This is a genomic window from Methanothermobacter marburgensis str. Marburg (assembly GCF_000145295.1).
Taxonomy (GTDB): domain Archaea; phylum Methanobacteriota; class Methanobacteria; order Methanobacteriales; family Methanothermobacteraceae; genus Methanothermobacter; species Methanothermobacter marburgensis.
Genome location: NC_014408.1, coordinates 455,367 through 479,630 on the forward strand (window position 1 = coordinate 455,367; position 24,264 = coordinate 479,630).

Annotated in this window: 36 protein-coding genes; 33 read left to right on the plus strand and 3 right to left on the minus strand. The window is 49.3% G+C overall.

The window, feature by feature from the left end:
• Positions 1-17 precede the first annotated feature (17 nt).
• A complete protein-coding gene (locus tag MTBMA_RS02365; RefSeq protein ID WP_013295302.1) occupies positions 18-1,835 on the minus strand; it encodes a DUF2070 family protein in 1,818 nt (605 codons plus the stop codon).
• A gap of 183 nt (positions 1,836-2,018) precedes the next feature.
• Here MTBMA_RS02365 and MTBMA_RS02370 point away from each other — a divergent pair, with 183 nt between their 5' ends.
• From MTBMA_RS02370 to rtcA, 6 genes are all read left to right on the plus strand, one after another.
• Positions 2,019-2,615 (plus strand): FumA C-terminus/TtdB family hydratase beta subunit, encoded by a 597-nt coding sequence (locus MTBMA_RS02370; RefSeq protein ID WP_013295303.1) that lies wholly within the window; start codon positions 2,019-2,021, stop codon positions 2,613-2,615.
• Positions 2,590-3,408 (plus strand): DUF6282 family protein, encoded by an 819-nt coding sequence (locus MTBMA_RS02375; protein ID WP_231855305.1) that lies wholly within the window; start codon positions 2,590-2,592, stop codon positions 3,406-3,408. Before MTBMA_RS02370 ends, MTBMA_RS02375 begins: the two co-directional genes overlap by 26 nt.
• 171 nt (positions 3,409-3,579) lie before the next feature.
• Complete coding sequence (locus MTBMA_RS02380) at positions 3,580-3,846, plus strand: hypothetical protein (protein WP_238523396.1); 267 nt, start codon at positions 3,580-3,582, stop codon at positions 3,844-3,846.
• A gap of 108 nt (positions 3,847-3,954) precedes the next feature.
• Positions 3,955-4,476 (plus strand): TIGR00288 family NYN domain-containing protein, encoded by a 522-nt coding sequence (locus MTBMA_RS02385; protein WP_013295306.1) that lies wholly within the window; start codon positions 3,955-3,957, stop codon positions 4,474-4,476.
• Positions 4,477-4,488: 12 nt separating this feature from the next.
• On the plus strand, positions 4,489-5,625 hold the full coding sequence (locus tag MTBMA_RS02390; RefSeq protein ID WP_013295307.1) for a TIGR03576 family pyridoxal phosphate-dependent enzyme: 1,137 nt from the start codon (positions 4,489-4,491) through the stop codon (positions 5,623-5,625).
• Positions 5,626-5,772: 147 nt separating this feature from the next.
• The gene (gene rtcA / locus MTBMA_RS02395; RefSeq protein WP_238523412.1) at positions 5,773-6,777 is read left to right on the plus strand and encodes an RNA 3'-terminal phosphate cyclase; all 1,005 of its coding nucleotides are present in this window, start codon (positions 5,773-5,775) and stop codon (positions 6,775-6,777) included.
• Positions 6,778-6,828: 51 nt separating this feature from the next.
• On the opposite strand, the gene MTBMA_RS02400 is transcribed toward rtcA, so the two are convergent.
• Both MTBMA_RS02400 and MTBMA_RS02405 read right to left on the minus strand, forming a co-directional pair.
• Positions 6,829-7,614, minus strand: coding sequence for a biotin--[acetyl-CoA-carboxylase] ligase (locus MTBMA_RS02400; RefSeq protein WP_013295309.1), 786 nt, complete (start codon positions 7,612-7,614; stop codon positions 6,829-6,831).
• Positions 7,615-7,618: 4 nt separating this feature from the next.
• Positions 7,619-9,094, minus strand: a complete 1,476-nt coding sequence (locus MTBMA_RS02405; protein ID WP_013295310.1) for an acetyl-CoA carboxylase biotin carboxylase subunit — start codon at positions 9,092-9,094, stop codon at positions 7,619-7,621.
• Between the two features lie 83 nt (positions 9,095-9,177).
• Between MTBMA_RS02405 and MTBMA_RS02410 the strand changes: the two genes are divergently transcribed.
• The 27 genes from MTBMA_RS02410 to secY all read left to right on the plus strand — a co-directional run bounded on the left by MTBMA_RS02410 (position 9,178) and on the right by secY (position 24,246).
• On the plus strand, positions 9,178-9,810 hold the full coding sequence (locus MTBMA_RS02410; protein ID WP_013295311.1) for an METTL5 family protein: 633 nt from the start codon (positions 9,178-9,180) through the stop codon (positions 9,808-9,810).
• Between the two features lie 318 nt (positions 9,811-10,128).
• The gene (locus tag MTBMA_RS02415; RefSeq protein WP_013295312.1) at positions 10,129-10,929 is read left to right on the plus strand and encodes a putative RNA uridine N3 methyltransferase; all 801 of its coding nucleotides are present in this window, start codon (positions 10,129-10,131) and stop codon (positions 10,927-10,929) included.
• A gap of 29 nt (positions 10,930-10,958) precedes the next feature.
• The gene (gene rpl3p / locus MTBMA_RS02420; RefSeq protein ID WP_013295313.1) at positions 10,959-11,972 is read left to right on the plus strand and encodes a 50S ribosomal protein L3; all 1,014 of its coding nucleotides are present in this window, start codon (positions 10,959-10,961) and stop codon (positions 11,970-11,972) included.
• Positions 11,973-11,984: 12 nt separating this feature from the next.
• A complete protein-coding gene (gene rpl4p, locus MTBMA_RS02425) occupies positions 11,985-12,749 on the plus strand; it encodes a 50S ribosomal protein L4 (protein WP_013295314.1) in 765 nt (254 codons plus the stop codon).
• 22 nt (positions 12,750-12,771) lie between these two features.
• Positions 12,772-13,032: a 50S ribosomal protein L23 gene (locus MTBMA_RS02430; RefSeq protein ID WP_013295315.1), complete on the plus strand. Its 261-nt coding sequence runs from the start codon at positions 12,772-12,774 to the stop codon at positions 13,030-13,032.
• Between the two features lie 22 nt (positions 13,033-13,054).
• Positions 13,055-13,780, plus strand: a complete 726-nt coding sequence (locus MTBMA_RS02435; RefSeq protein WP_013295316.1) for a 50S ribosomal protein L2 — start codon at positions 13,055-13,057, stop codon at positions 13,778-13,780.
• A gap of 17 nt (positions 13,781-13,797) precedes the next feature.
• Complete coding sequence (gene rpsS / locus MTBMA_RS02440) at positions 13,798-14,208, plus strand: 30S ribosomal protein S19 (RefSeq protein ID WP_013295317.1); 411 nt, start codon at positions 13,798-13,800, stop codon at positions 14,206-14,208.
• A 12-nt stretch (positions 14,209-14,220) separates the two neighbouring features.
• Entirely contained in the window at positions 14,221-14,682 is a 462-nt protein-coding gene (gene rplV / locus MTBMA_RS02445) for a 50S ribosomal protein L22 (protein WP_013295318.1), read from the plus strand.
• Between the two features lie 3 nt (positions 14,683-14,685).
• Complete coding sequence (locus MTBMA_RS02450; protein WP_013295319.1) at positions 14,686-15,513, plus strand: 30S ribosomal protein S3; 828 nt, start codon at positions 14,686-14,688, stop codon at positions 15,511-15,513.
• 46 nt (positions 15,514-15,559) lie between these two features.
• Complete coding sequence (gene rpmC, locus MTBMA_RS02455; protein ID WP_013295320.1) at positions 15,560-15,754, plus strand: 50S ribosomal protein L29; 195 nt, start codon at positions 15,560-15,562, stop codon at positions 15,752-15,754.
• 12 nt (positions 15,755-15,766) lie between these two features.
• Entirely contained in the window at positions 15,767-16,072 is a 306-nt protein-coding gene (gene yciH / locus MTBMA_RS02460; RefSeq protein WP_010875652.1) for a stress response translation initiation inhibitor YciH, read from the plus strand.
• 9 nt (positions 16,073-16,081) lie between these two features.
• The gene (gene rnp1, locus MTBMA_RS02465) at positions 16,082-16,363 is read left to right on the plus strand and encodes a ribonuclease P protein component 1 (RefSeq protein WP_013295321.1); all 282 of its coding nucleotides are present in this window, start codon (positions 16,082-16,084) and stop codon (positions 16,361-16,363) included.
• 10 nt (positions 16,364-16,373) lie between these two features.
• Positions 16,374-16,694, plus strand: a complete 321-nt coding sequence (locus MTBMA_RS02470; protein WP_010875654.1) for a 30S ribosomal protein S17 — start codon at positions 16,374-16,376, stop codon at positions 16,692-16,694.
• A gap of 1 nt (position 16,695) precedes the next feature.
• Entirely contained in the window at positions 16,696-17,094 is a 399-nt protein-coding gene (locus tag MTBMA_RS02475) for a 50S ribosomal protein L14 (protein WP_013295322.1), read from the plus strand.
• 9 nt (positions 17,095-17,103) lie between these two features.
• The gene (gene rplX / locus MTBMA_RS02480; protein ID WP_013295323.1) at positions 17,104-17,457 is read left to right on the plus strand and encodes a 50S ribosomal protein L24; all 354 of its coding nucleotides are present in this window, start codon (positions 17,104-17,106) and stop codon (positions 17,455-17,457) included.
• Positions 17,458-17,459: 2 nt separating this feature from the next.
• Positions 17,460-18,188 carry a 30S ribosomal protein S4e gene (locus MTBMA_RS02485; RefSeq protein ID WP_013295324.1) on the plus strand — a complete coding sequence of 243 codons (729 nt, stop codon included), beginning with the start codon at positions 17,460-17,462 and terminating at the stop codon, positions 18,186-18,188.
• The gene (locus MTBMA_RS02490) at positions 18,189-18,695 is read left to right on the plus strand and encodes a 50S ribosomal protein L5 (protein WP_013295325.1); all 507 of its coding nucleotides are present in this window, start codon (positions 18,189-18,191) and stop codon (positions 18,693-18,695) included. It begins immediately after the preceding gene.
• 2 nt (positions 18,696-18,697) lie between these two features.
• The gene (locus MTBMA_RS02495; protein WP_010875659.1) at positions 18,698-18,850 is read left to right on the plus strand and encodes a 30S ribosomal protein S14; all 153 of its coding nucleotides are present in this window, start codon (positions 18,698-18,700) and stop codon (positions 18,848-18,850) included.
• A 14-nt stretch (positions 18,851-18,864) separates the two neighbouring features.
• Complete coding sequence (locus tag MTBMA_RS02500; protein WP_013295327.1) at positions 18,865-19,257, plus strand: 30S ribosomal protein S8; 393 nt, start codon at positions 18,865-18,867, stop codon at positions 19,255-19,257.
• An 8-nt stretch (positions 19,258-19,265) separates the two neighbouring features.
• Positions 19,266-19,799 carry a 50S ribosomal protein L6 gene (locus tag MTBMA_RS02505; RefSeq protein WP_013295328.1) on the plus strand — a complete coding sequence of 178 codons (534 nt, stop codon included), beginning with the start codon at positions 19,266-19,268 and terminating at the stop codon, positions 19,797-19,799.
• Between the two features lie 13 nt (positions 19,800-19,812).
• Positions 19,813-20,139, plus strand: coding sequence for a 50S ribosomal protein L32e (locus MTBMA_RS02510; RefSeq protein WP_013295329.1), 327 nt, complete (start codon positions 19,813-19,815; stop codon positions 20,137-20,139).
• A gap of 108 nt (positions 20,140-20,247) precedes the next feature.
• Entirely contained in the window at positions 20,248-20,694 is a 447-nt protein-coding gene (locus tag MTBMA_RS02515; protein ID WP_013295330.1) for a 50S ribosomal protein L19e, read from the plus strand.
• Positions 20,695-20,705: 11 nt separating this feature from the next.
• A complete protein-coding gene (locus tag MTBMA_RS02520; RefSeq protein WP_013295331.1) occupies positions 20,706-21,284 on the plus strand; it encodes a 50S ribosomal protein L18 in 579 nt (192 codons plus the stop codon).
• 2 nt (positions 21,285-21,286) lie between these two features.
• A complete protein-coding gene (rpsE, locus tag MTBMA_RS02525) occupies positions 21,287-21,931 on the plus strand; it encodes a 30S ribosomal protein S5 (protein ID WP_013295332.1) in 645 nt (214 codons plus the stop codon).
• A gap of 12 nt (positions 21,932-21,943) precedes the next feature.
• On the plus strand, positions 21,944-22,402 hold the full coding sequence (gene rpmD, locus MTBMA_RS02530) for a 50S ribosomal protein L30 (RefSeq protein ID WP_013295333.1): 459 nt from the start codon (positions 21,944-21,946) through the stop codon (positions 22,400-22,402).
• 15 nt (positions 22,403-22,417) lie between these two features.
• Positions 22,418-22,858 carry an uL15m family ribosomal protein gene (locus MTBMA_RS02535; RefSeq protein WP_013295334.1) on the plus strand — a complete coding sequence of 147 codons (441 nt, stop codon included), beginning with the start codon at positions 22,418-22,420 and terminating at the stop codon, positions 22,856-22,858.
• Between the two features lie 17 nt (positions 22,859-22,875).
• A complete protein-coding gene (gene secY / locus MTBMA_RS02540) occupies positions 22,876-24,246 on the plus strand; it encodes a preprotein translocase subunit SecY (RefSeq protein ID WP_083772482.1) in 1,371 nt (456 codons plus the stop codon).
• The last annotated feature ends 18 nt before the right edge of the window (positions 24,247-24,264 follow it).

The window sequence follows — 24,264 nt, forward strand, 5'->3', positions numbered from 1 at the left end:
TATGGATTCCTCTTTTTTCAGGCCCAGTAGAATATCCAGGCAAAGACGAATATAAGTGCAAGTACGAATATGAGGGGTGCTATCAAACGGCTCACAGCAACGATTGAACTTATGGTTGATACGAGTTCCGTTGAATTGGTGGGGCCGAGGGTATTCAGACCCCTTATTCTAACGACCCGGCACCCTGCCCTTACCTCCTCAAGGTCATCAACCGCCTCTGAAACCGCCTTTTTGATCTCTTCTATGATCTCATCCCTTCTGTGTTTTCCGATGGGGTTGTGGCCTCCTGAAAGGGTGTTCACAAAGTGGGTGTCGGTTGTCATAACCTCGGCTTCATCTATGTCCAGCTTCAGAAGTTCCTCCAGTATCTCGTCCCTGAAGCCCATGACCATGTTATTGGCGTCAAGGAGCACGTAGGCAGTCCTCTGTTCTCCGGCCTCAACCACCATGACCATAACTCCGCTCTGTCCAATACCATCCTCCTTTGAGAGTCCATCCATTTTCCTCTGGGCACAGCCAACCCTCAGCTTATGGTGGCGTGGAGGGCACTCAATGGAGTCCACAGCATCAAGTAGGTCGAACATTTCAGGGTTACCTGCAAGTATCCGGCCTGTTTCGCCCTGGAATGAGTTGTGACAGTCCACAACAACCACATTTTTTGATCCGCAGCGGCCCCCTGCAAGGTTCATCATTGAAAGCCCCACACCAAATTCTATGTCATCAAATCCACTGGGGGCCATTGTTGCAAGGATCAGCATGCCATCGCCAAGGAACTGGACTCCGATGGTGGCGCTGTTTCTGGTGTATCTCCTGAATTTACTGGCGCCCTCATGGTACTCCATACCATCAAGTGCCTCCCTGACGGCACTCTCAACCTTTTCCAGTTCCCGCACGGATACCGGGTTGAAGTCATGGGTTGAAGGGCCATGGGCCACCATTGTGAATGTGTCAAATCTCTCAGAGAGTATGGTGGGCATGTTGGCACCGCCTATGGTCCCTATTGGACCCGGGTGTACAGAGGGGCTTATGAATAGGGCCTTTATATCGGAGCCCCTCTGGAATGCCACCACGCCCGCAAGGGTGTCCACGGGTTCACCGATCTCACTGAAGATGCTTTCAAGTTCAGGCGAATCCTCGGTTATATGTGAGAGAAAGAGGCTCAGGAACTCCAGTGAGCCGACTCCAAGGTTCTTTCTCATTGGTGACTCAACCACCATGACAAATGAGTAGATGGCAAGTATGAGCATTGCTGAGGCAACAAGTATCTTCAGTAAAAATCCTATCACACTGAAGTAGCCAATGTTTGTGGCGAGGCTCAGGAATGCCACAACGATGTTCATGCTCACTATTAGAACTGGTTGCACAGAGGATATCAGGGTTGAATTTGTGAAGCTTATGTTTGAGGTTCCCCAGATCACCAGCAGGCGGAAGGCGAATATAACAGCAGAGGCGAGTATTATGGAGTTGAGTATGAGGTCGCTCTGCAGTAGGGATGATGCCAGGCACCCCCCAAGGTAGATGAGGGAGAAGATCATCATGGAGAAGAATGCCAGGAACATGGACTGCTTCATCTTCATCCTTCTACCACCCAGCGAGTTGACCCATGGCTGGGTGATGGCACCGGCCATTATTGATGAAAATCCAAGGACAAGCACTCCATTGGTTCCCCCATAAAGTATGTCATGGAGTACGCTTATCCCAGGGACCATATCGATTATAAACCCCACAGCACCCACAACGAAGCTTATAAATATCATTGAGAGGAGTGATATTTCGGTTTTCGGGAGGGTCATGATGTACTTTGAGAGATCAGTCACATTCTTTGTGCTTGACATATTCTACCTCAACAAGTTCTGGGATCTACTGGAGAAAGATATTTAAAAATTTGATCCATATTAAATTTATTCAGCAGCATCACTCTTGGCATGCTCTGGAGTTTAACTTTAACTGATGAATGATCCACGTCGTTCTGCAGTGCATCCCACTGATCGCTTTATACAGGCACGGGAGATGTTTTTATGGAGATAAAACTTAAAACACCACTTTCAGATGAGGTAACCGAACTTAAAGCTGGTGACATCGTTTACATCACAGGAAAAATATTCACGGCCCGTGACAGGGCCCATAAAAGGATAATTGAGAGGGGAGCCCCCTTTGATATTGAGGGCTCTGTTATATTCCATGCAGGACCCATAATAAGGTTTGAAGAGGAACCTGATACCAGCGCTGAGTCGATAACTGAACCACCCGCACGGCTTGTGGTTGTGGGGCCCACCACAAGCGGGAGAATGAACCCCTTCCAGCCAGAGGTTATAGAGATGGGTGTGAGGGCGGTTATAGGTAAGGGGGGAATGGATGATAGAACCCGGAATGCCCTCAGAAAAAAAGGCGCTGTTTACCTTGCAGCCGTGGGGGGCTGTGCGGCACTCTATGGCTCGGCAGTTAAGGGTATAGCAGCAGTGCACTGGCTGGACCTCGGTGTGCCTGAGGCGGTATGGGAACTGGAGGTCGAGGACTTCGGGCCCCTCATAGTTGCCATGGACTCGGATGGTAGAAGCCTCTATGAAACCTCAGATGATGAATACGACCTTGAGGTCCAGAGGATACTCGATTGAGTGTGTGAGCGGGATGTTTGACTTCAGCCTCTCGGAGCACATTAAACTCGATGGACTTGTGGACACCCATATCCACACAGCCCCCGATGTGAGGGATAGATTCATGAATGACATTGAACTTGCTTCCGCCGCACTCAGGGAGGGTATGGAGGCTGTTGTGATAAAGAGCCACACTGAACCCACCTCAGGGAGGGCGGCGCTGGCCTCTGAGGTTACGGGTATGCGGGTCATTGGGGGCGTTACACTGAACACTCCGGTGGGGGGCCTCAACCCGGACGCGGTCCATGCCGCAGCCATGATGGGCGGAAGGTTCGTCTGGTTACCCACGGTCTCGGCCGGGAGGGCTGAGGGTGACCTTGATGGTGTTATTTCTGCTGTTGCTGAACATGACATGGTCCTGGGAACCGGGCACCTGAAGCCCCCTGAGATATTCCATGTGCTTGACCTTGCTGCAGATTATGGTGTCGGTAAAATTATCATTAACCATCCACTGACGGGTGTTGTGGGTGCCACCCTGGAGGAGCAGAGGGAGATGTCAAGGCGGGCTTACCTTGAGCACTGCCTTGTGGCCTGCATGCCCCGCCATGATGGACTTGACTTTGAACGCATAGTCGAATCTGTGAGGTATGTTGGTTCTGAAAGGTGCATAATGGCTACTGACTTTGGGCAGGGCCACAATCCATCCCCCATTGCAGGCATGAAGCAGTTCATATACCTCATGAGGGAGCATGGATTTTCCCACTTAGATATAACGATGATGTGCCGGGATAACCCCCTTGAACTGATATCCTGACGTTTTTTAAGAAAATCAGATTTATTAACCTTATCTTTCTGCTATCAAAAATTATATATGAGAAATTGGATTAAGGGTGAAATCAACCTTTATAACTGTGCGAGTGATATGATGTCCGATAAAAAGATTGAAAAGGAGCTTAAAAAGAGAATAAATCAATTTAAAAAGCTTTTGAAGAATGATGATGAACGTGAGAACTTTTATAACAACATATGTGGTTCCGAAATCCTTGTGAGGATTGAAATATTTCTCCCCTCAAGCAACCCTGAAAGGTACTATGACGGGCTTTTCCTTTACCTCAATGATGAGGGCAGAATAGTGAACGCAGAGTACTACTACAATGAGGGCGGCGAGGGGGCCATCACACAGCTCGACGATAAATCCCTTGAGGTTGTAAGGGAGCTCTTTGAGGATGAGCTATCCCTTGAGATCGAATGATCCTGGGATTTTTTGGGGGGCTACACCAGACTTAAGAAACTTTAACTTTATTTATAATAACTTCAATAATTATTATGATTAAATTTTTTTAGTGGAGGATTCAATACCATGCGAAGTTTTGAAAAACTGACTTCCCTTAAGGAATACATTCCCATCAAGAAAAAGGAGGGCGGTGAAAAGAACATTGGCCTTCTTGTGGATGGGCCGAACATGCTCAGAAAGGAATTCAGTCTGAACCTGGACCTTGTAAGGAAGATAATGTCTGAATACGGGAATATGCGTGTTGGAAAGGTTCTTCTGAACCAGTACGCCTCTGATAAACTGATAGAGGCCATTGTGAACCAGGGCTTTACACCAATTGTCGTGGCTGGAGATACCGATGTCTACATGGCTGTTGAGGCCATGGAACTGATATACAACCCTAATATTGATATAATAGCCCTCATGACACGCGACGCTGATTTTCTACCCATAATAAACAAGGCAAAGGAAAATGGTAAGGATACAATTGTGATAGGCGCCGAGCCAGGTTTCAGTGCTGCACTTCAGAATTCTGCGGACCATGCCATAATCCTGAAACCGGAGAATGGCAGGCCAAGGAAAGGGAATGTTGCCGGGGAAACTGATTGAATGGGTGATTTGATGTTTCATGATCACCTGAATGAGGTTAAGCGCAGGGAACACGCCCTCCAGATAATAGGGGAGCGTATTGCCAGCGGGGGCCGTGAGGGAATATATGATCTCACAGGTCTTTCAGGGGGCTTTCCCCTTGAGATGGAGGATATTGGTCTTCTTGAGACGTACGTGGGACCTGCGGTCTTTGAGGAGAGACTCCAGACAGCTGGCAGAAAGCACATGGGTGGTGAGATGGTGGCCGCCTTTAACAGGACAAGCAGCGCAATACTTGCATCCATACTGGAACTTGCAGAGCCAGGTTCACTGGTTGTGCACTACCTCCCGGAGCTCCCATCCCATCCATCCATCCCGTCAAGCACCCAACTGGCAGCAGCAAGGTACCATGAGACAGATGACTTCACCGAGGATATACCCGAAAACACATCTCTCGTGGTTGTGACAGGTTCGACAATGGACCACAGGGTGGTTGATGAATCGGAGCTCCAGCAGATAATTGAAAGGGCCCACTCTGCTGGGGTCCCGGTACTTGTGGATGATGCATCAGGCGCCAGGCTGAGGACGGTTCTATTTAACCAGAAGAGGGCATGTGACCTGGGAGCAGACCTTGCAGTTACAAGCACCGATAAACTGATGCACGGGCCAAGGGGGGGTCTTCTCGCAGGAAGATCCGACCTTGTGGAGCGGGTTAAATCAAGGGCCTACCGGTTCGGACTTGAGGCCCAGCCACCACTTATCGCTGCAATGGTGAGGGCACTGGAGAGCTTTGACCCATCTGAAATTCTCAACGCCCTTGAGAGGAAGGGGTACCTTCTTGAGGCTCTGAGGGACCTCAATGTGGAGGAGACACCCACGGGTATCATGATAAAACCTGATTCACTGGAGGAACTCTATGATTCCACATGCACCGGTGATGAAATCGCCGTGGCCCTTTCAATGCTGCTTCTCTCTGACCATGGAATAATAACCATACCCGCTGTGGGGATGCCAGGGGCATCAAAGACACTGAGGTTTGACCTGGCATCAAGGGATGCAGAGAGGCTTGTGCCTGAACTTCTGAGGGAGGCAATTGAGGACGCAGTGGATAAACTTTCTGGCATCATCAGCGACAGGAAAATGATGGAGAAACTTATCTTCGGGTCATGAGGTTTGTGGGCCTTCATGCGCTGAATGGGTTCTCAATGCCAGAATAATTTTTTTTATTCAAATCAAATTCCTACATTAGCACAAAAACTGAAAATGGGTACATCTGAACGATTCTGAGTTTATCAGGGAGGTGTCAGGCTGATAGTTATTGATGGATCAGAGGGTGAGGGCGGGGGAGCCGTTGTAAGGGTTTCCACAGCCCTTGCAGTCCTGAAATCACGCAGGATACGGATATGCAATATCAGGGCCCGCAGGCCAAGGAAGGGACTGTCACACCAGCACCTCACTGCTGTGAGGGCAATTGCAGAGATAAGCAATGGCAGACTCAGTGGGGATGAACTCGGGTCAATGGAACTTGAATTTTCACCGGGACGTGTTAGTGGCGGGAAATTTGAATTTGACATAAAAACCGCTGGAAGCACGGGACTTGTCCTCCAGGCCATAATGATAGCTTCCACAGCCTCCAGAGGGGAACTGGATGTAACCGTGAGGGGCGGCACCGATGTCCTCTGGGCACCCACAGCAGACTACCTCAGGGAGGTGACGCTCCCCATCCTTGGTATGATGGGTTACACCGCAAAACTTGAATTAATTGAGAGGGGCTACTATCCCGAGGGTGGGGGTGTGGTCAATGCAACCATTGAGCCATCCACCCTCAGACCCCTGGTACTTGAAGGTGCAGAAATTCACTGTATAAGGGGTGTTTCCCACTCCAGGAACCTTCCGATCCGTGTTGCTGAGAGGCAGGCGGAATCAGCCAGAAGGATCCTTGAGAGAACAGGGCTTGATGTTAATATACGTGTTGAGGACGCCTCCGGTTCACTGGGAAGGGGCTCGGGCATCACACTCTGGGCCGAGGGCAACACAAGGCTCGGTGCCACTTCACTGGGGAAACCAGGGAAGAGGGCAGAACTGGTTGGGGCAGAGGCCGCAGAGGAACTTCTGGGTTTCATAGAATCTGGCAGAGCCCTTGACAGGTACATGGGCGATCAGATCATCCCCTACATGGCCATCGCAGGAAATTCAAGAGTTTCAACTTGTGAACTCACACTTCACGCAGAGACCAATATAATGCTTGCAGAAAAGATAACCAGAAGGAAATTCAGGGTGAATGGTGAACGTGGGGGTCCAGCCAGAATAGAGGCCCTCTGATGGGTATTCAAAAAAATCAGGTTAAAGGTGGTAGCTAGAGGGCCACCACTATCAGAGGTGTATGCATTCACCGGATATTACTTTGCGGAGTGTTCCATCGTCCAGTTCCAGTATGAGGGCACCCTCACTGTTGATGCCGATGGCCTCACCACGGACGACTTCACCAAGCTGCTTCCTTATTTCAACACGTCTGCCAATTGTCTTTGACATCCTCCTCCATTCTCTTAGAATTTCATCCATTTTACCCTCCTTGAAGGAGTCATAGACGTCCTCAAAGTTTTTAAGGAACCTTGATATCAGTTCACTGGATTTTATGTCCCTCTGGAGTTCATTCTTAATGGAGGTTGCCCCTTCCCTGAGGTCCTCCGGGAAGTGGCTGATATCCACGTTGGTGTCGATTCCCACACCGACAACAACATATTCGAGGGTGTTGAACCTTGCATGGGCCTCTGTGAGTATTCCACATACCTTTTTATCACCGATGAGTATGTCATTGGGCCACTTTATTCCCACGTCCAGGCCACATTCCTCCTTCAGTGTCCGGGCAACTGCAACACCGGTTACCAGTGTTAGGAGGGGGGCCGTTGATGGGTGAACCTCTGGCCTGAGTATGATGGACATCCATATCCCGCCCTGAGGTGATATCCAGGGTTTACCCCGCCTACCCCTTCCACGGGACTGGGTCCTTGCAATTACAACTGTACCCTCCGGGGCGCCATCCTCTGCCATCCTCTTGGCCACATTGTTTGTGGAGTCCACCTCATCGAAGCATTTCACTTCATGCCCTATGTACCTGGTTTTTACCTCAACTTCGCATGGATCATAGTAATCCTCCATACCATCACCCCCTTCTTGAGTGCATGTATGCCCCTATGGCTGCAGATATTGCTGCAACCTTCTTTGGTGGTAGAAATGTTGAGTGGAGGCGTTCGACCATCTCCTGGTCCTCTTTGACAATCTTCTGCATCTCAGCGTCTATACCCCGCCTGTATTCATCCACGAAGTGTGTGTGAAGTTCCCCCCTCTGGAATGCCTCATTTTTCATTATTGCCTTGTGGAAGGGGATTGTGGTTCTGACGCCCAGTATGATGTACTCACTGAGGGCACGCCGCATCCGGTTTATTGCCTCCTCACGGTCCATTCCCCATACTATGAGTTTGGATATCATGGAGTCGTAGAATGGTGGTATCTCATAGTTCATGTAAACCCCACTGTCAACCCTGACCCCTATTCCGCCGGGGGACCTGTAACCTGTGATCTTACCGGGGTTCGGGGCGAAATCTGATAGGGGGTCCTCTGCATTTATCCTGCACTCAATTGCATGGCCCCTTATTGTTATGTCCTCCTGTCTGCAGGAGAGTTCCTCCCCTGAGGCGACCCTTATCTGTTCCTTAACAAGGTCCACACCGGTGATCACCTCGGTTATTGGGTGCTCAACCTGTATCCTGGTGTTCATCTCAAGGAAGTAGAAGTCCCCGTTTGAATACAGGAACTCAACCGTACCTGCGTTCTCATAACCTATATATTCGGCGGCCTTAACTGCTGCTGAACCCATTCTTTCCCTCAGTTCAGGGGTCATGATGGGTGATGGTGCCTCCTCCACCAGTTTCTGGTGCCGCCTCTGTATTGAACACTCCCTGTCTGCAAGGTGGATAACGTTTCCATGTTCATCTGCCATCACCTGGAATTCAATGTGACGGGGCTTTTCAAGGTACTTCTCTATATATACTGTTGGATCCCCGAATGCTGATGCCGCCACAGACTGGGTGGACTCCATGGCCCTTATGAGTTCGTCCTCCTCGTAGACGGTCCTCATGCCTATTCCACCCCCACCTGCTGACGCCTTTATGATGACCGGGTAGCCGATTGAATCGGCTATCTCAGCGGCCTCGTCAGGGTCACTCACACCCTTATCGGTTCCAGGGATCACAGGGACCCCCGCCTTCTTCATGAGCTTCTTTGATGTTATCTTATCCCCCATGGCCTCGATGACGGAACTTTTGGGACCTATAAGTTTGATTCCGTGTTTCTCACACTCCTCCCCGAGGCCAGGGTTCTCTGCCAGGAAACCGTAACCTGGATGGATGGCCTCGGCACCGCTTTCCTCGGCCACATCGATTATCCTGTCTATTCTCAGGTAGCTCTGGGATGGGGATGGTTTACCTATTTCGTATGCCTCATCGGCGTACCTTGTAAAGAGCGCATTCTTATCGGCTTCGGAGTAAACAGCCACGCTTTTTATCCCGAGCTCCCTGCATGCGCGCATAACTCTTATTGCTATTTCACCACGGTTTGCAACGAGGATTTTGCTGAACATCTGACTGCACCCTGAAATTTATAACACATATATATTATATTGGGGTAACTCTTTTTAAGTCTACCACCTTCAGTTATGGTACCATGAGGAGAAAGAGACACCTTGAGATGCTTCTTGAGCGCATCCCTCCCCACCCCCACCCTGACCCGGGCCTTGAACAGTACCTCACCCCGGCACATGTGGCAGCGGAGGTCCTCTGGGCAGCCAGGACCATGGGGGATATTGAGGGAAAAACCGTTGCGGACCTTGGATGCGGTACGGGTATCCTGGGTATTGGGGCGGCACTTCTTGGCGCAGAGAGGGTTTACTGTGTGGATGTGGATGCGGCTGCACTTGAAGTTGCAGAGGGTGCGTCAGAGGATCTGGGCCTGGGAAACATCCAGTTCATCAAGGCAGATATCCGTGATCAGGGGGATCTGGTTAGGGTCACAGGGAGGGTTGATACTGTAATCCAGAATCCACCCTTTGGTTCACAGGAAAGGGCTGATAGGGGTGCCGACAGGGTTTTCATGGAGGCAGCATCAGCCATGGGGAGGGTTGTGTACTCATTCCACATGGCAGGCTCTGAGGACTTTGTGAGGCGCTACTATGAGGGTCTGGGGGGGAGGGTGACCCACAGACTCCCTGTTGAATTCCCGATACGCCGCACCTACAGTTTCCACAGAATGGAGGTCTCCAATGTGGATGTTGTGGTGGTGAGGGTTGTTTTTGGGTGATCTGTTGTTTTGGGTGGTTTGCTGGTTGAGGGTGTGGATGTTGTGGTGGTGAGGGTTGTTTTTGGGTGATCTGTTGTTTCATGTGGCTGCTGGTTGAGGATCTGCCTCTGAAGTTTAAGCATGGGATTATTTTAGCGCCACGTGTGGGACCTCCAGCGGAAACTTTAAATATGGTTACTGTACAATTTTTAGTACCTATTGCAATCTGCGGTGGATCCGCTCACATTGTATAACGGGATATACGATGTGGTCTGTGGTTTTACTTGCCCAGTCTGCATTGTGGAAATATTTATAAAAGATTAGGACAAAGATTAATAAATGAATAGAGTAGATTTGTCCATATTTATCCCGGATTCGCTGACGGCAGAGACAGGGGATCTCAAAATAAAGACCTACAAGGTGGGTCTTATTGGAAGGGCTGCAGCGATATTCGGGGTTAACCGCATAGTGATCTATCACGATGATGCAGACGGAGAGGCAGGATTTATCAGGGATATCCTGAACTATATGGATACCCCCCAGTACCTTCGCAGGAAGGTTTTCCCGATAATGAAGGAGTTGAAACATGTGGGTATACTCCCACCTCTGAGAACTCCTCATCACCCAACTGGAAAACCCGTGGCTGGAGAATACAGACAGGGATTAACAGTTAAAAGGGTAAAAAAAGGAACTCTTGTGGATATTGGCGCAGATAAACTTGCACTGTGCAGGGAAAAACTCACTGTAAATAGGGTAATGAGTTTCAGGGTTATCCGGCTGGGTAAGGAAATACTGATAGAGCCAGATGAACCAGAGGATAGATACTGGGGATATGAGGTTCTGAGCACCGAACAGGGCCTCTCAAAAAGCCTGAAAACAGTGGATGCCGATGTTGTGGTGGCAACATCAAGGTATGCTTCGCCCATTACTTCTATTCTGGATGAAGTAAAGTCAAAGGTGGAGGGCGCCCGCAGGGTGGCCATCCTGTTTGGCGGTCCTTACAAGGGATTACCAGAGATCGATGCGGATGTGTGGGTTAACACCATTCCAGGACAGCGTACAGAAACTGTAAGGACTGAAGAGGCTGTTTTAGCTACTCTCTCAGTATTCAATATGCTAACTCAGATTGATGAAAAATGAATATGAATGATGTAAGGAGGTAAACTTAAATGGCTAGACATCATCAACCAAGAAAAGGATCAGTTGCATTCAGTCCAAGAAAAAGGGCGGCAAGGGAAACCCCCAGGGTCAAGTCATGGCCCCAGGTGGATGAACCTGGACTGCTTGCCCTGGCAGGCTACAAGGCAGGGATGACCCACGTAATGATGGTTGATAACCAGAAAAATTCCCCTACAGAGGGGATGGAGGTTTCAACTCCAGTCACAATACTTGAGGTCCCACCCCTAACCGTGATGGCCGTTAGGGCCTATGAAAAGACAAGCAGGGGCCTTAAGACCCTTGGAGAGGTCCTGGCCACCGAGACAAAGGAGGACCTCAGAAGGAAGCTCACCCCACCTGCAGAGGACTATGACCAGGAGGCCGCAATCGAAAGGATAAGGTCAAACATGGAATACGTTGCAGATGTCAGGGTTATTGTACACACAAACCCCAGACTTGCAAGCGTGCCCAAAAAGAAACCTGAGGTCTTTGAGTGCGGCCTTGGAGGTAAGACCCCTGAGGAGAAATTCGAATACGCACTGGGAATCCTCGGCAAGGATGTGAGGGCATCAGAGATATTCTCCGAGGGAGCCTTCGTTGATGCCATAGCCGTGACTAAGGGTAAGGGATTCCAGGGTCCCGTTAAGAGATGGGGTATAAGGATACAGTACGGTAAGGCTGCAAGAAGCAGTAAGGGAAGACACATAGGGTCACTGGGTCCATGGACACCATCAAGGACCATGTGGACAGTTCCACAGGCAGGGCAGATGGGTTACCACAGGAGGACCGAGTACAACAAACAGATACTCAAGATCGGCGATGCCAGCGAGGCAGACCAGGTAAACCCCAGCGGCGGATTCGTAAGGTATGGTCTTGTCAGGAACGATTATGTAATGGTTAAGGGGTCAGTTCCAGGCCCAACAAAGAGGCTTGTGGTGCTCAGGAAGGCCATAAGGGCTGCAGGTAAGCAGGAAGAGGCACCCCAGATAAACTACATCAGCACAGCATCAAAACAAGGAGTATAAGAGTGGTTCAAAATGAAGATCAAGGTTTATTCCCTAGAAGGTGAAGCCATAGATGAAATGGAACTTCCTGAAATTTTCAATGAGGAGTTCAGGCCCGACGTGATAAAGAGGGCCGTTCTATCAGCACAGACCGCGAGGGTACAGCCATGGGGTCCAGACCCAATGGCAGGTAAAAGGACCTCTGCCAAGTCCTATGGTGCCGGGCGCGGTGTTGCAATGGTTCCACGTATAAAGAATGGTTCAAGGGCAGCCTTCGTTCCCCAGGCAGTTGGCGGTAGAAGGGCCCACCCACCGAGGCCACAGAAGAACTACCATGAGAGGATAAACAGAAAGGAAAGGAGACTGGCAATAAGGTCCGCCGTTGCAGCAACAGCCATGAGGGACCTTGTGGAGGCAAGGGGTCACCGGATAGAGAATGTACCCCAGGTGCCCCTGGTGGTTGACGATGAACTCTCCAGAATCAAAAGGACAGCAGATACAAGGGAAGTCTTCAGGAAACTTGGAATCATGGACGACATCGTGAGGGCAAAGGAAGGTAAAAAGATAAGAGCTGGAAAGGGAAAGATGAGGGGAAGGAAGTACAGGACACCCAAAGGTCCGCTCATAGTTGTTGGTGATGATAAAGGTATTGCGCTGGGCGCAAGAAACCACCCTGGCGTGGACGTTGTTACAGTGGAAAACCTCAACGCGGAACTCCTCGCACCTGGAACCCACCCTGGAAGACTGACCGTCTTTACAAGATCAGCAATAGAAAAACTTGAGGGACTCTTTCAGTAAAAATTAAGGTGACGGTGTAATTATGGATCCATATGCTGTTATCATGAAGCCACATGTCACAGAAAAGAGCATGAACCTTATAGACCAGAACAACGAGCTGGCATTTGTGGTTATGAGAAAAAGCACAAAAAAGGATGTTAGAAGGGCATTCGAGGAACTCTTTGCAGTTAAGGTTGAGAGGGTTAACACCCAGGTAACCCCAGGGGGTCAGAAGATTGCCTACATAAAACTGGCAAAGGAACACAGTGCAGAGGATATAGCTGTTAAACTGGGAGTATTCTAAAGATAATGAGGAGGATATTCAGATGGGAAAAAGGTTAATATCACAGAGGAGAGGAAGGGGAACTCCCACTTACAGAAGTGCATCCCACCGCTTCAAGGGCAAAATAAAATACCGTGCATACGACTCCCTTGAAAGTGACGGATGTCTCAGGGGAAAGGTCGTTGACATAATGCACGACCCTGGAAGGACAGCCCCTGTTGCCCTTGTGAAATTTGAAAACGGTGAGAAGAACCTCATCCTCGCACCTGAGGCTTTAATGCTTGACGAAGAGATTGAGTGCGGGGCAAAGGCAAAGGTCAAACCTGGAAACTCACTCCCACTCAGTGAAATTCCAGAGGGGACACCCATATACAACATTGAAAACAGACCCGGAGACGGAGGCAAACTGGTGAGGTCCTCCGGTACCTACGCTTCTCTAATCACCCATGATGCTGACAAGGCGGTTATTGAACTCCCATCAGGTGAACTCAAGGCACTCAACCCACAGTGCCGTGCAACCGTCGGTGTCGTTGCTGGAGGAGGAAGAAGGGAGAAACCATTCCTCAAGGCAGGTAAGAAGTACCATGCCCTTAGGGCCAAGGGTAAGAAGTCAGTTACAGTCAGGGGTGTTGCAATGAACGCAGTCGACCACCCACACGGTGGTGGAAACAGACAGCACCCAGGTAGGCCAACAACTGTCTCAAGGCATGCTCCTCCAGGAAGGAAGGTTGGTTCAATAGCTGCCAGAAGAACAGGGAAAAGGAGATAAAAGAAGGAGGTGACCTATTGGCACGTAAAGAATTTAGGTATCGCGGCTACACCTTGGAAGAACTGCAGGAGATGCCACTTGACGATGTAATCAAGTTGTTCCCATCAAGGCAGAGAAGATCCCTCAAGAGGGGATTCCTACCAAGGCAGAAGAAGGTACTTGAGAAGATAAGGAAGATAAAAAAAGAGGGAAAAACTGAGGGAAGACCACCGGTCATCAGGACACACTGCAGGGACATGATAGTGCTGCCTGAGATGGTTGGGATGACCTTCGGCATCCACAACGGAACCGAATTTGTGGAGGTCACAATCCAGCCAGAAATGATCGGCTGCTACTTCGGCGAATTTGCACCCACAAGGAAGAAGGTTGAGCACGGAGATCCCGGTATGGGAGCTACAAGATCCTCAATGTTCGTGCCTCTTAAATAAGGAGACTAGACAATGGCTAAGGTTAAATACGCTTATAAAGAGGAAGACAGGTCAAAAACAGCCAGGGCTTCAGCGACTCACCTCAAAATTTCACCAAAGCACGCTGTGGAGATATGCGGGGAGATCCGGGGAATGGAACTCGAGAAGGCCAAAAGATACCTTGAAGAGGTTATCAGGATGGAGAGGCCGGTGGCATTCAAGAGATACAACCGGAAGGTCGGGCACAGGAGGGGCCTCAGCGGATGGGCCAGCGGCCGTTACCCTGTTAAGGCAGCAGGTCAGATACTGAAGGTCCTTGAAAATGCCGAGGCCAACGCAGAGTACAAGGGACTCGACACCGAGAAACTCAGAATAGTCCACATATCCAGCCACCGCGGGCCAGTTATAAGGGGCTGGATTCCAAGGGCCTTTGGAAGGGCCACACCATTCAACACACCAACAACACACGTTCAGATAGTTCTGGGGGAGGCATAGATTTTGATAGAGAAAGATTTTGTCGTTGAAGGGCTCAGAAGGACAAGGATAGACGAATACCTTGAAAAGGAACTTGAAAGGGCAGGCTACGGTGGCATGGATGTTCAGGTCACCCCTATGGGTACAATGGTTGTCGTTTACGCTGAAAGGCCAGGTATGGTAATTGGACGTGGCGGTAAGACTGTGAGGGCAATTACCCAGAAACTCAAAAGCAAGTTCAACCTTGAAAACCCCCAGGTTGAGGTCAAGGAGGTTGATGTGCCTGAACTCAACCCCCGCATAATGGCCCACAAGATAGCCGCCATGCTCCAGAGGGGCATGCACTTCAGGAGGGTTGCATACACCACAATGAGGAGGATCATGGCTGCAGGTGCCCAGGGTGTTGAGGTTACCATCTCAGGTAAGATAAGGGGTGCCCGTTCAGCCACAGCCAAATTCACAGACGGCTACATAAAGAAGTGCGGCGAACCCTCAACCAAACACGTCAAGGAAGGATTCGCAACAGTGCAGCTCAAACCAGGTGTTCTGGGGGTATACGTCCGCATAATGCCTCCCGAGGTTGTACTTCCAGACAAGGTTGAAATAGAGGCTCCTAAAGTAACTGAAACTCCCTCAGAAGAACCTGCAGAACAGGTTGAAGCTGTTGAGGAGATTGAGGATCTTGAAGAGGTCGAGGATCTCGAGGAGCTAGAGGAGATTGAGGATCTTGAGGATCTTGAGGATCTTGAGGAGATTGAGGATCTTGAGGAGGTCGAGGACCTCGAGGAAGACCTTGAATCAGCGGAAGAAACAGAGAAAGAGGACACAGATGGTGAAGAATCTGAAAAGTAATATATATGGACAGATTCATATCAGTGAATAATAGAAAGGGATTGAAATGGCGATACTTAGGAGCGAAGAGATAAGGGAAATGGATAGGGAGGAACTCCAGAAGAAGCTGGATGAACTCAAGGCAGAATACGCCAGATACATTTCCAAGAGCGCTGCTGCCGGGATCCATGAAAACCCTGGCAAGATGAGGGAAATCCGAAGAACAATAGCCCGTGTTCTCACCATCATGAATGAAAAATAGAAGGAGAAATAAATGAAAATCTGCGATGTTTGCGGTCTTCCGGAGGAACTTTGCGTCTGTGAGGAAATAGCACGCGAAGTTCAGACATTAAAGGTATACACAGTGAGGCGAAGATTCGGTAAAGTGATGACCATCATAGAGGGCATCGATGAACACGATATTGACATAAAGGAGCTCACAAAGATACTGAAGGCAAGATGTGCCTGTGGAGGTACTGCCAAGAAAGGCCAGATAGAACTTCAGGGGGACCATAAGAAGAAGGTCAAGGAAGTTCTAGCGGATATGGGCTTTTCATCAGACACGATAGAGATAAGGTAGGGGTTTACATTGATAACCCCCCGTAACATTTTCAGACATGAGCTTATTGGCCTTTCTGTGAGAATAGCCAGGAGTGTTCACAGGGACATTCAGGGAATATCGGGAAGAGTCGTGGATGAAACCAGGAACACCCTTAAAATTGAACTGGAGGATGGCAGGGAGATAACGGTTCCAAAGGGAATAGCCGTCTTCCATTTCAGAACACCAGAGGGTGAAGTGGTTGAGATTGATGGTGGAGCTCTGGTAGCTCGTCCTGAGGAGAGAATAAAGAAGAAATTTAGAAAACCATAGTGGTGATAGAATGGTCGGCATTGATGTTCCAGAACCTAAATCTAAATGTAGTGATCCTAACTGTCCTTTCCACGGGGACCTCCCATTGAGGGGTCAGATACTGGAAGGAACTGTCGTCAGTGACAAGGCAGAAAGGACAGTAACCGTTGAAAGGAGTTTCTACAAATTTATACGCAAATATGAGAGATACGAAAAGAGAAAATCCAAGATAAAGGCTCACAAACCTGACTGCATAGATGTCAGGGTAGGGGACACAGTGAAAATTGCTGAATGCAGACCCCTCAGCAAGACTAAGAACTTTGTAGTGGTCGAGGTGAAGGGGGAAGAGTAAGATGAAGGCAATAGCATCCAAGGTTACAAGGGCTTTACCTGTAGGGGCCAGACTTCAGTGTGTTGACAACACAGGCGCAAGGGAAGTTGAGATAATCTCTGTCAGAGGATACAAGGGTGTTCGCAGGAGACTCGCAGCAGCCGGTGTTGGCGACATGGTCGTGGTCTCTGTGAAGAAGGGAACAGTGGACATGAGGAGGGAAGTCCTCAACGCTGTTGTTGTGAGACAGAAAAAGGAATACAGAAGACCTGACGGATTGAGGGTGAAATTCGAGGATAACGCTGCAGTTATAGTGAGCCCAGAGGGAGTCCTCAAGGGTTCAGAGATAAGGGGTCCTGTTGCAAAGGAAGCAGCCGACAGGTGGCCCAGCGTGGGAAGTGCAGCCAGCATAATAGTATAGGGTGATAGAATGTCAAAACAACCCAGAAAGCAGAGGAAATACATTTATGAAGCACCATTACACGCTCGTCGCAAAATGATGAGCGCAGCCCTAAGCAGGGAACTCAGGGAGGAATACGGTAGAAGGTCCCTGCCAGTGAGGAAGGGAGATAAGGTTGAGGTTCTCCGCGGTGACTTCAAGGGACATGAGGGTAAGGTCGAGAAGGTGGACCTCAAGAGGTACAGGGTCTACGTTGAGGGCGCCACAATACAGAAGGTGGATGGGACCTCAGTTTACTTCCCGATACACCCCTCAAACATCAGAATAATTGACCTCAACCTTGACGATGAGAAGAGAATGAAAATATTAGAACGGAAGGGATAAACATGGCGATAATGGCATCAAGAAAGCACCTTAAACGTTTCAGATCACCAAGTCACTGGCCCATTCATCCCAAGGAATACAAGTGGACCGTAAAGCCATCCCCGGGTCCCCATGCAATTGAGGCATCATTACCTCTGATGATTATTGTGAGGGACATCCTTGGGGTTGCAGACAATGCAAGGGAAGCCAGGAAGATCATAAACAGTGGTGAGGTCCTGGTGGACGGAAGGCCAAGGAAGAACTACAAATTCCCTGTTGGGTTCATGGACGTTGTGAGCATACCCCGCACAGGTGAGGTCTACAGGGTTCTCCCTGATGAAAGGGGAAGGCTGGTCTTACATCCCATTGGTGAGGAGAACGCGGGCTTCAAGCTCTGCAAGATAGTTAACAAGACAACCATCAGGGGCGGGAAAACCCAGCTCAACCTCCATGACGGCCGCAACTACCTCTCAGAGGACGAGTTCCGCGTGGGGGATGTTGTGAAGCTGGCGGTGCCTGAACAGGAAATCCTTGAGAGGATACCCTTTGAGAAGGGCAGCCTTGGCCTTGTAACAGGGGGCCGCCACACAGGTGAAATTGGAAGAATCAAGAAGATAAACATAACCAGGTCATCAATGCCAAACACAGCGGTCATTGAGACCGAAGCAGGGAAGACATTCCTCACACTCAAGGATTACGTGTTTGTCATTGGAAAGGACGAGTCAGTGATCTCACTTCCAGGAGGTAAATAGATGAACCCCATGGAGGAAGTAAGGATATTCAAGGTCACCCTTAACATAGGTGTCGGTGAAGGGGGTGAAAGGCTTGCAAGGGCTGAAAGGCTTCTTGAGGAGATGACAGGCCAGAAGCCTGTGAGGACCCACTCAAAGGTCACAAACCCCGAGTTTGGTATAAGGAAAAAGCAGCCCATCGCATGCAAGGTCACCCTCCGCGGTGAAAGGGCCGAAAAGGTACTCAGAATGTTCCTTGAGGGAATAGGGAACAGATTGAAGGCCAGCCAGTTTGATGAGTACGGCAATGTTTCAATGGGTATCGAGGAACACATCGACATACCTGGAATGAAGTACGACCCTGAGATAGGGATATTCGGTATGAACCTTTCTGTAACCTTTGAGAAGCCGGGTCACAGGATAAGCAGACGAAGGATACAGCGCAAAAAGGTTCCTGAAAAGCACAGGGTCAGCCGTGAAGAGGCAATTGACTTCATGAAGGAAAAATTCCAGGTTAAAATAGTCTGAAGGTGATTGTTTTGCCAAGGAAATATGGAAAGGCATCAAGGAAATGCTCAAGATGCGGGGATCACTCTGCCCTGGTCAGAAGATATGGATTAATGCTCTGCAGGCAGTGCTTCAGGGAACTCGCACCTAAAATCGGGTTTAAAAAGTACAACTGAAAGAGGTGTTTACTGTGACTCTTATGGATCCTCTCGCAAACGCCCTGACCAACATAAGGAACAATGAGATAAGGGGTAATGTCAAGTGCAGGATAACCCCTGCATCAAAGCTCATAGGGCGTGTGCTGAGAACAATGCAGAAGGAAGGCTACATCGGGGAATTTGAATACGTTGATGACGGCAGGGCCGGAAAATTCATCGTTGAACTTGAGGGAAACATAAACCAGTGTGGGGTTATAAAACCCAGACACGCTGTTAAGAAGGACGAATTCGAAAAATTTGAGAAAAGATATCTGCCAGCTAAGAACTTCGGGATAATAATCGTATCAACCCCTGAGGGAATAATGACCCATAAAGAGGCCAAGGACAGGGGTATCGGCGGTAGACTGCTGGCTTACGTCTACTAGGTGATAACATGGTTCTAGCAGCTATGATCCGGGAAGAAATACCCATCCCTGAGGATGTTAACGTCACCATCGATGGTGAAGTTACGGTTAAGGGTCCAAAGGGTGAACTCTCCCGAAAATTTAACCACTCAGAGATATCAATGGCCGTTGAGGACGATAAGGTGGTCCTTGAGGTTAAATTCCCAAAGAAAAAGGACAAGGCAATGATAGGGACAGTTAAGGCCCATATAAACAACATGATAAGGGGCGTCACCGAGGGATTCACCTACCGCATGAAGATAGTGTACGCCCACTTTCCAATGAGTGTGAAGGTGGCAGGGGATAAGGTTTTAATAGAGAACTTCCTCGGGGAACGCCACCCAAGGACTGCAAAGATAGTGGGAGATACAAAGGTCCAGGTAAAGGGCGACGAGGTTGAAGTAACAGGCATCAACAAGGAACACGTGGGACAGACAATGGCGAACCTTGAACAGGCCACCAAGATTAAGGGAAGGGACCCAAGGGTTTTCCAGGACGGCATATACCTTGTGAGCAAGGAATAGGGATGGTGATTCGATGAGGAAAAAATTTAAACGACAGGAATACGCCCGATACAAAAAACTGGGGGAAAAATGGAGGAGGCCCAGGGGTAAAACAAGTAAAATGAGAAAATATGAAAAGGGCAAACCTGCAATGCCTGCGATTGGCTACAGGAAGCCAAGGGACCAGAGGGGTCTCCACCCATCAGGATATGAGGACATCCTTGTTTCCAGCATGAGGGAACTTGAGGAACTGGACCCTGAAAAACAGGCTGCAAGGATAGCATCAACTGTGGGTGCCAGGAAGAAGACACTCATGCTTGAAAAGGCAAGGGAACTTGGCATAAAAGTTCTGAATCCATAATATGGGGCTGGAAGGGGTCTTATTTTCCAGTCCAGGGAAAACACTTTAAGGGGATGCCCGATTTTTCGGGTCTATCAGCAAATTGCTGAACACAAGGAGGTTTCTTGAATGAATCTTACTACTCAGAAAAGATTAGCTGCAGACATACTGAAAGTAGGGGTTAACAGGATATGGATTGACCCTGAGAGGATCGATGAGGTCTCAAGGGCAATAACCAGGGACGGTGTAAAGCAGCTAATAAAGGACGGCGCAATAAAGGCTAAACCAAAAAAGGGCATAAGCAGTTACAGGTCAAAAAAGATAGCCCAGCAAAAAAAGAAGGGAAGAAGAAGAGGACCTGGAAGCATAAAAGGTGCTAAGGGCGCCAGAAAACCAAGGAAAGAGGAATGGATGACCACGATAAGGGCTCTGAGGAAGGACCTCAGGGAGATGAGGGACAACCGTGAAATAAACAAGAGCACCTATCGTAAACTCTACAAGATGGCAAAGGGCGGAGCCTTCAAGAGCAAATCTTACATGAAAACCTATGCCCGGGACCACGACATGCTCAGGTAGGAGGGATCTGATTGGCACATGGACCAAGATACAAGATGGCATTTAGAAGACGAAGGGAAGGTAAAACTGATTACCGGGCCCGCTATAAGATGGTGGAAACAGGCAAATCCAGGCTTGTTGTCAGAATAACCACGTATCATGTTATTGCACAGATAATCAACGTGGGAATGGATGGGGACGAAACACTGGTCTCAGCCCACTCAAAGCAGCTCCAGAAAATGGGATGGCTTGGAGGCACAAGCAATACAGCAGCAGCATACCTGACAGGATACCTCTGCGGTAAAAGGGCTCTGAAGGCAGGTATAGAGGAAGCTGTCCTTGACATAGGACTCAGACCTGCCATAAGGGGTTCAAAGGTATTCGCAGCACTTAAAGGGGCTGTTGACGCAGGGCTCAAAGTACCACACGGTGAATCAGTACTTCCCGACGAATCAAGGATAAGGGGCGAGCACATAAAGGAATATGCAGAATCCCTTGACGAGGAAGAACGCAAGAAGAGGTTTTCAAGGTACCTTGAAAGGGGTCTTTCCCCTGAGGACCTGCCTGAACACTTTGAAGAAATAAAAAACAGGATAGATGAAGAGGTATGATTATGAACTTCAACATGGAGGAATGGGAGCCAAGGACCAACCTTGGACGCCTTGTGAAGGAGGGTGTCATAACAAGTATCGATGAGATCTTTGAAGAGGGACACCCAATAATGGAACTTGAGATAATCGATGCACTGCTTCCTGACCTCGAGGAGGAGGTCATTGACGTTAACCTTGTCCAGAGGATGCACAAATCAGGAAGGAAGGTCAACTTCAGGGTCATAGTTGCAGTGGGCAACAAGGACGGATACGTTGGACTCGGACAGGGCAAGGCCAGAGAGGTTGGACCTGCAATCAGGAAGGCAGTTGACGATGCAAAATTCAACCTTATAAAGGTCAGGAGAGGCTGCGGTGACTGGGGATGTGTCTGTGGAAGGGAACACACGGTACCCTTCAAGGTCTCAGGCAAGAGTGGAAGTGTCCGCGTAACCCTCATACCAGCACCGGGTGGTGTTGGACTTGCAATAGGTGACGTTGGCAAGACCATAATGAGGCTTGCAGGTATAGATGATGTATGGTCACATACACGTGGACAGACACAGACCACAGTCAACTTTGCCAGGGCAACCTTCGATGCCCTCAAACAGCTGAGCAAGGTAAAGGCAAGCGAAAAGGACCTTAAAAACCTGGGTGTTTGCAGTACCTGAAGGTGATTTCAGATGTTCGCAGTAGTAAGGGTAAGGGGATCAGCGGGTGTCCGAAGGGACATAGCTGACACCATGGAGATGTTAAGACTCAACAGGATAAACCACGCAGTACTGGTTGAGGACACACCCAGCCACCTTGGCATGCTCCAGAAGGCCAAGGACTACATAACCTGGGGTGAAATTGACCAGGAAACCCTGACAGCCATGATAGCCAAGAGGGCAAGAATCATCGGAGGGGAAAGGTTAACCGATGAATACATAAAGGAAAACACAGAGTATGATTCAGTGGAAGAATTTGCAGGGGCTGTCTTCAGGGGTGAGGTTAAACTTGAGGACGCAGGAATAAAACCTGTGTTCAGGTTACACCCCCCGAGAAAGGGATATGAGGCCATAAAAAAGGCCTTCAATGAGGGCGGAAGCCTCGGATACCGTGGCGAGAAGATAAATGACCTCTTGAAGAGGATGATCTAAGCGGAGGAATTACTCATGATCCGAAAAAGACGAAAGATCACAAGGATGAGGGGCTCACGTACCGTCGGTGGAGGATGCTCCAAGAAGAGAAGGGGAGCAGGTCACCGCGGAGGTAGAGGACAGGCCGGTGGACACAAACACCACTGGACATGGATCGTCAAGTACGACCCAAAACACTTTGGAAAGTACGGTTTCAAAAGGCCCCAGAAACTCATAAAGAGGCTGGAAACAGTTAACCTTGCCTACATCGACGAAAGGATTCCTGGCCTCCTTGAGAAGGGAATCGCATCTGAAGAGGACGGAATGGTGGTTCTGGATGTGAGGGACCTTGGCTTCGAAAAGGTCCTTGGAAGCGGAAGGATCACACGACCCGTCCACATTAAGGCCCTTGAGTTCTCTGAGAGTGCCGTTGAGAAGATCACAGAGGCCGGGGGAAAGGCTGAAGTGATAGAGTAAACCAGCATTGACAAGGAGTGGAGCAGTTGAAGGAAAAATTTGAGCCCATATTCTCAGTCCTGCCACAGGTTAAATCACCTGGCTACAGGGTACCATTCAGGGAGAAACTCAAATGGACAGGTATAATCCTTGTCCTCTATTTCTTCCTGGCCCAGATACCACTCTACGGTTTAAGCCCAAGGGCTGTGGACCAGTTTGCCCAGCTGAGGGCTGTTCTTGCAGGAAACTTCGGTTCAATACTCACACTGGGTATAGGACCCATTGTGTCAGCATCAATCATACTCCAGCTTCTGGTTGGAGGTAAGATACTGAAACTGGACCTCTCGAAGCATGAGGATAAGGCCTTTTTCCAGGGACTGCAGAAACTCCTTGCCATCGTATTCACCTTCTTTGAGGCACTGATATTTGTACTGACAGGGTCACTGGCACCATCAGCCCCCCAGTTTGTCTGGATACTCATACTGCAGCTCACAATTGGAGGAATACTCATAATATTCCTCGATGAGGTTGTATCCAAATGGGGCTTTGGTAGCGGTGTTGGACTTTTCATTGCAGCAGGCGTATCCCAGGAGATAATTGTGGGTGCCTTCAACCCCCTCTCTGCACCCACGCAGCCAGGGGTACCCGCCGGTAGAATAACAGGTTTCCTCTACCTCCTCTTCACAGGGCAGAGTCCTGATTTCCAGTACTACGTCCTGCCTGTACTGGCCCTCATTGGAGTTTTCCTCGTCGTTGTCTATGCCGAGAGTATGAGGGTGGAGATACCCATATCCATGGGAGGGGGTAAGAGGCTCTCAAGGGGCGCTGTCGGAAAGTATCCCCTGCGTTTCATATACGCCAGTAACATGCCGGTTATACTGACAAGCGCACTCCTCCTGAATGTTCAGTTAATGGCGAACGTATTCCAGAAACTTGGCTACCCCATACTTGGTACTGTAAGCAATGGGCAGGCGGTTGATGGGCTCGCATATCTTCTCACGGCTCCACGCTCAATCGACGCCATCATACTGGACCCATTCAAGGTACTGTTCTATGCGGTTGTATTCATAGGGCTCTGTATCCTCTTTGCCTGGCTCTGGGTTGAGATAAGTAACATAGGTCCAAAGCATGTTGCAAAACAGCTTTACCAGATGGGTATGCAGATTCCTGGTTTCAGGAGCAGCAGGGGGCAGTTCGAGAAGATACTGAAACGCTACATACCCACGATAACGATCCTGGGAGGGGCATTTGTGGGGCTCCTTGCATTCGTAGCTGACCTGACGGGTTCTCTTGGTGGAGGTACAGGTGTCCTTCTAACGGTGGGTATAGTTTACAGGCTCTATGAGGAGATTGCCCAGGAGCAGCTGATGGATATGCACCCCATACTCAGAAGCTTCCTGGGAGATTAGGATAATCTTTTAATCCAT

What these genes read in the sequence shown, in the direction of transcription:
- MTBMA_RS02385 (WP_013295306.1), top strand. Translation starts at nt 3,955, where the DNA reads ATGCGAAGTTTTGAAAAACTGACTTCCCTTAAGGAATACATTCCCATC.
- rplX (WP_013295323.1), top strand. Translation starts at nt 17,104, where the DNA reads ATGTCAAAACAACCCAGAAAGCAGAGGAAATACATTTATGAAGCACCA.
- MTBMA_RS02410 (WP_013295311.1), top strand. Translation starts at nt 9,178, where the DNA reads ATGAGGAGAAAGAGACACCTTGAGATGCTTCTTGAGCGCATCCCTCCC.
- rpmD (WP_013295333.1), top strand. Translation starts at nt 21,944, where the DNA reads ATGTTCGCAGTAGTAAGGGTAAGGGGATCAGCGGGTGTCCGAAGGGAC.
- MTBMA_RS02485 (WP_013295324.1), top strand. Translation starts at nt 17,460, where the DNA reads ATGGCGATAATGGCATCAAGAAAGCACCTTAAACGTTTCAGATCACCA.
- MTBMA_RS02515 (WP_013295330.1), top strand. Translation starts at nt 20,248, where the DNA reads ATGAATCTTACTACTCAGAAAAGATTAGCTGCAGACATACTGAAAGTA.
- MTBMA_RS02365 (WP_013295302.1), bottom strand. Translation starts at nt 1,835, where the DNA reads ATGTCAAGCACAAAGAATGTGACTGATCTCTCAAAGTACATCATGACC.
- MTBMA_RS02505 (WP_013295328.1), top strand. Translation starts at nt 19,266, where the DNA reads ATGGTTCTAGCAGCTATGATCCGGGAAGAAATACCCATCCCTGAGGAT.
- MTBMA_RS02415 (WP_013295312.1), top strand. Translation starts at nt 10,129, where the DNA reads ATGAATAGAGTAGATTTGTCCATATTTATCCCGGATTCGCTGACGGCA.
- rpl3p (WP_013295313.1), top strand. Translation starts at nt 10,959, where the DNA reads ATGGCTAGACATCATCAACCAAGAAAAGGATCAGTTGCATTCAGTCCA.
- rpmC (WP_013295320.1), top strand. Translation starts at nt 15,560, where the DNA reads ATGGCGATACTTAGGAGCGAAGAGATAAGGGAAATGGATAGGGAGGAA.
- rpl4p (WP_013295314.1), top strand. Translation starts at nt 11,985, where the DNA reads ATGAAGATCAAGGTTTATTCCCTAGAAGGTGAAGCCATAGATGAAATG.
- yciH (WP_010875652.1), top strand. Translation starts at nt 15,767, where the DNA reads ATGAAAATCTGCGATGTTTGCGGTCTTCCGGAGGAACTTTGCGTCTGT.
- MTBMA_RS02405 (WP_013295310.1), bottom strand. Translation starts at nt 9,094, where the DNA reads ATGTTCAGCAAAATCCTCGTTGCAAACCGTGGTGAAATAGCAATAAGA.
- MTBMA_RS02470 (WP_010875654.1), top strand. Translation starts at nt 16,374, where the DNA reads ATGGTCGGCATTGATGTTCCAGAACCTAAATCTAAATGTAGTGATCCT.
- MTBMA_RS02535 (WP_013295334.1), top strand. Translation starts at nt 22,418, where the DNA reads ATGATCCGAAAAAGACGAAAGATCACAAGGATGAGGGGCTCACGTACC.
- MTBMA_RS02510 (WP_013295329.1), top strand. Translation starts at nt 19,813, where the DNA reads ATGAGGAAAAAATTTAAACGACAGGAATACGCCCGATACAAAAAACTG.
- MTBMA_RS02475 (WP_013295322.1), top strand. Translation starts at nt 16,696, where the DNA reads ATGAAGGCAATAGCATCCAAGGTTACAAGGGCTTTACCTGTAGGGGCC.
- rplV (WP_013295318.1), top strand. Translation starts at nt 14,221, where the DNA reads ATGGCTAAGGTTAAATACGCTTATAAAGAGGAAGACAGGTCAAAAACA.
- MTBMA_RS02400 (WP_013295309.1), bottom strand. Translation starts at nt 7,614, where the DNA reads ATGGAGGATTACTATGATCCATGCGAAGTTGAGGTAAAAACCAGGTAC.
- MTBMA_RS02370 (WP_013295303.1), top strand. Translation starts at nt 2,019, where the DNA reads ATGGAGATAAAACTTAAAACACCACTTTCAGATGAGGTAACCGAACTT.
- MTBMA_RS02390 (WP_013295307.1), top strand. Translation starts at nt 4,489, where the DNA reads ATGTTTCATGATCACCTGAATGAGGTTAAGCGCAGGGAACACGCCCTC.
- rpsE (WP_013295332.1), top strand. Translation starts at nt 21,287, where the DNA reads ATGAACTTCAACATGGAGGAATGGGAGCCAAGGACCAACCTTGGACGC.
- MTBMA_RS02490 (WP_013295325.1), top strand. Translation starts at nt 18,189, where the DNA reads ATGAACCCCATGGAGGAAGTAAGGATATTCAAGGTCACCCTTAACATA.
- MTBMA_RS02430 (WP_013295315.1), top strand. Translation starts at nt 12,772, where the DNA reads ATGGATCCATATGCTGTTATCATGAAGCCACATGTCACAGAAAAGAGC.
- MTBMA_RS02435 (WP_013295316.1), top strand. Translation starts at nt 13,055, where the DNA reads ATGGGAAAAAGGTTAATATCACAGAGGAGAGGAAGGGGAACTCCCACT.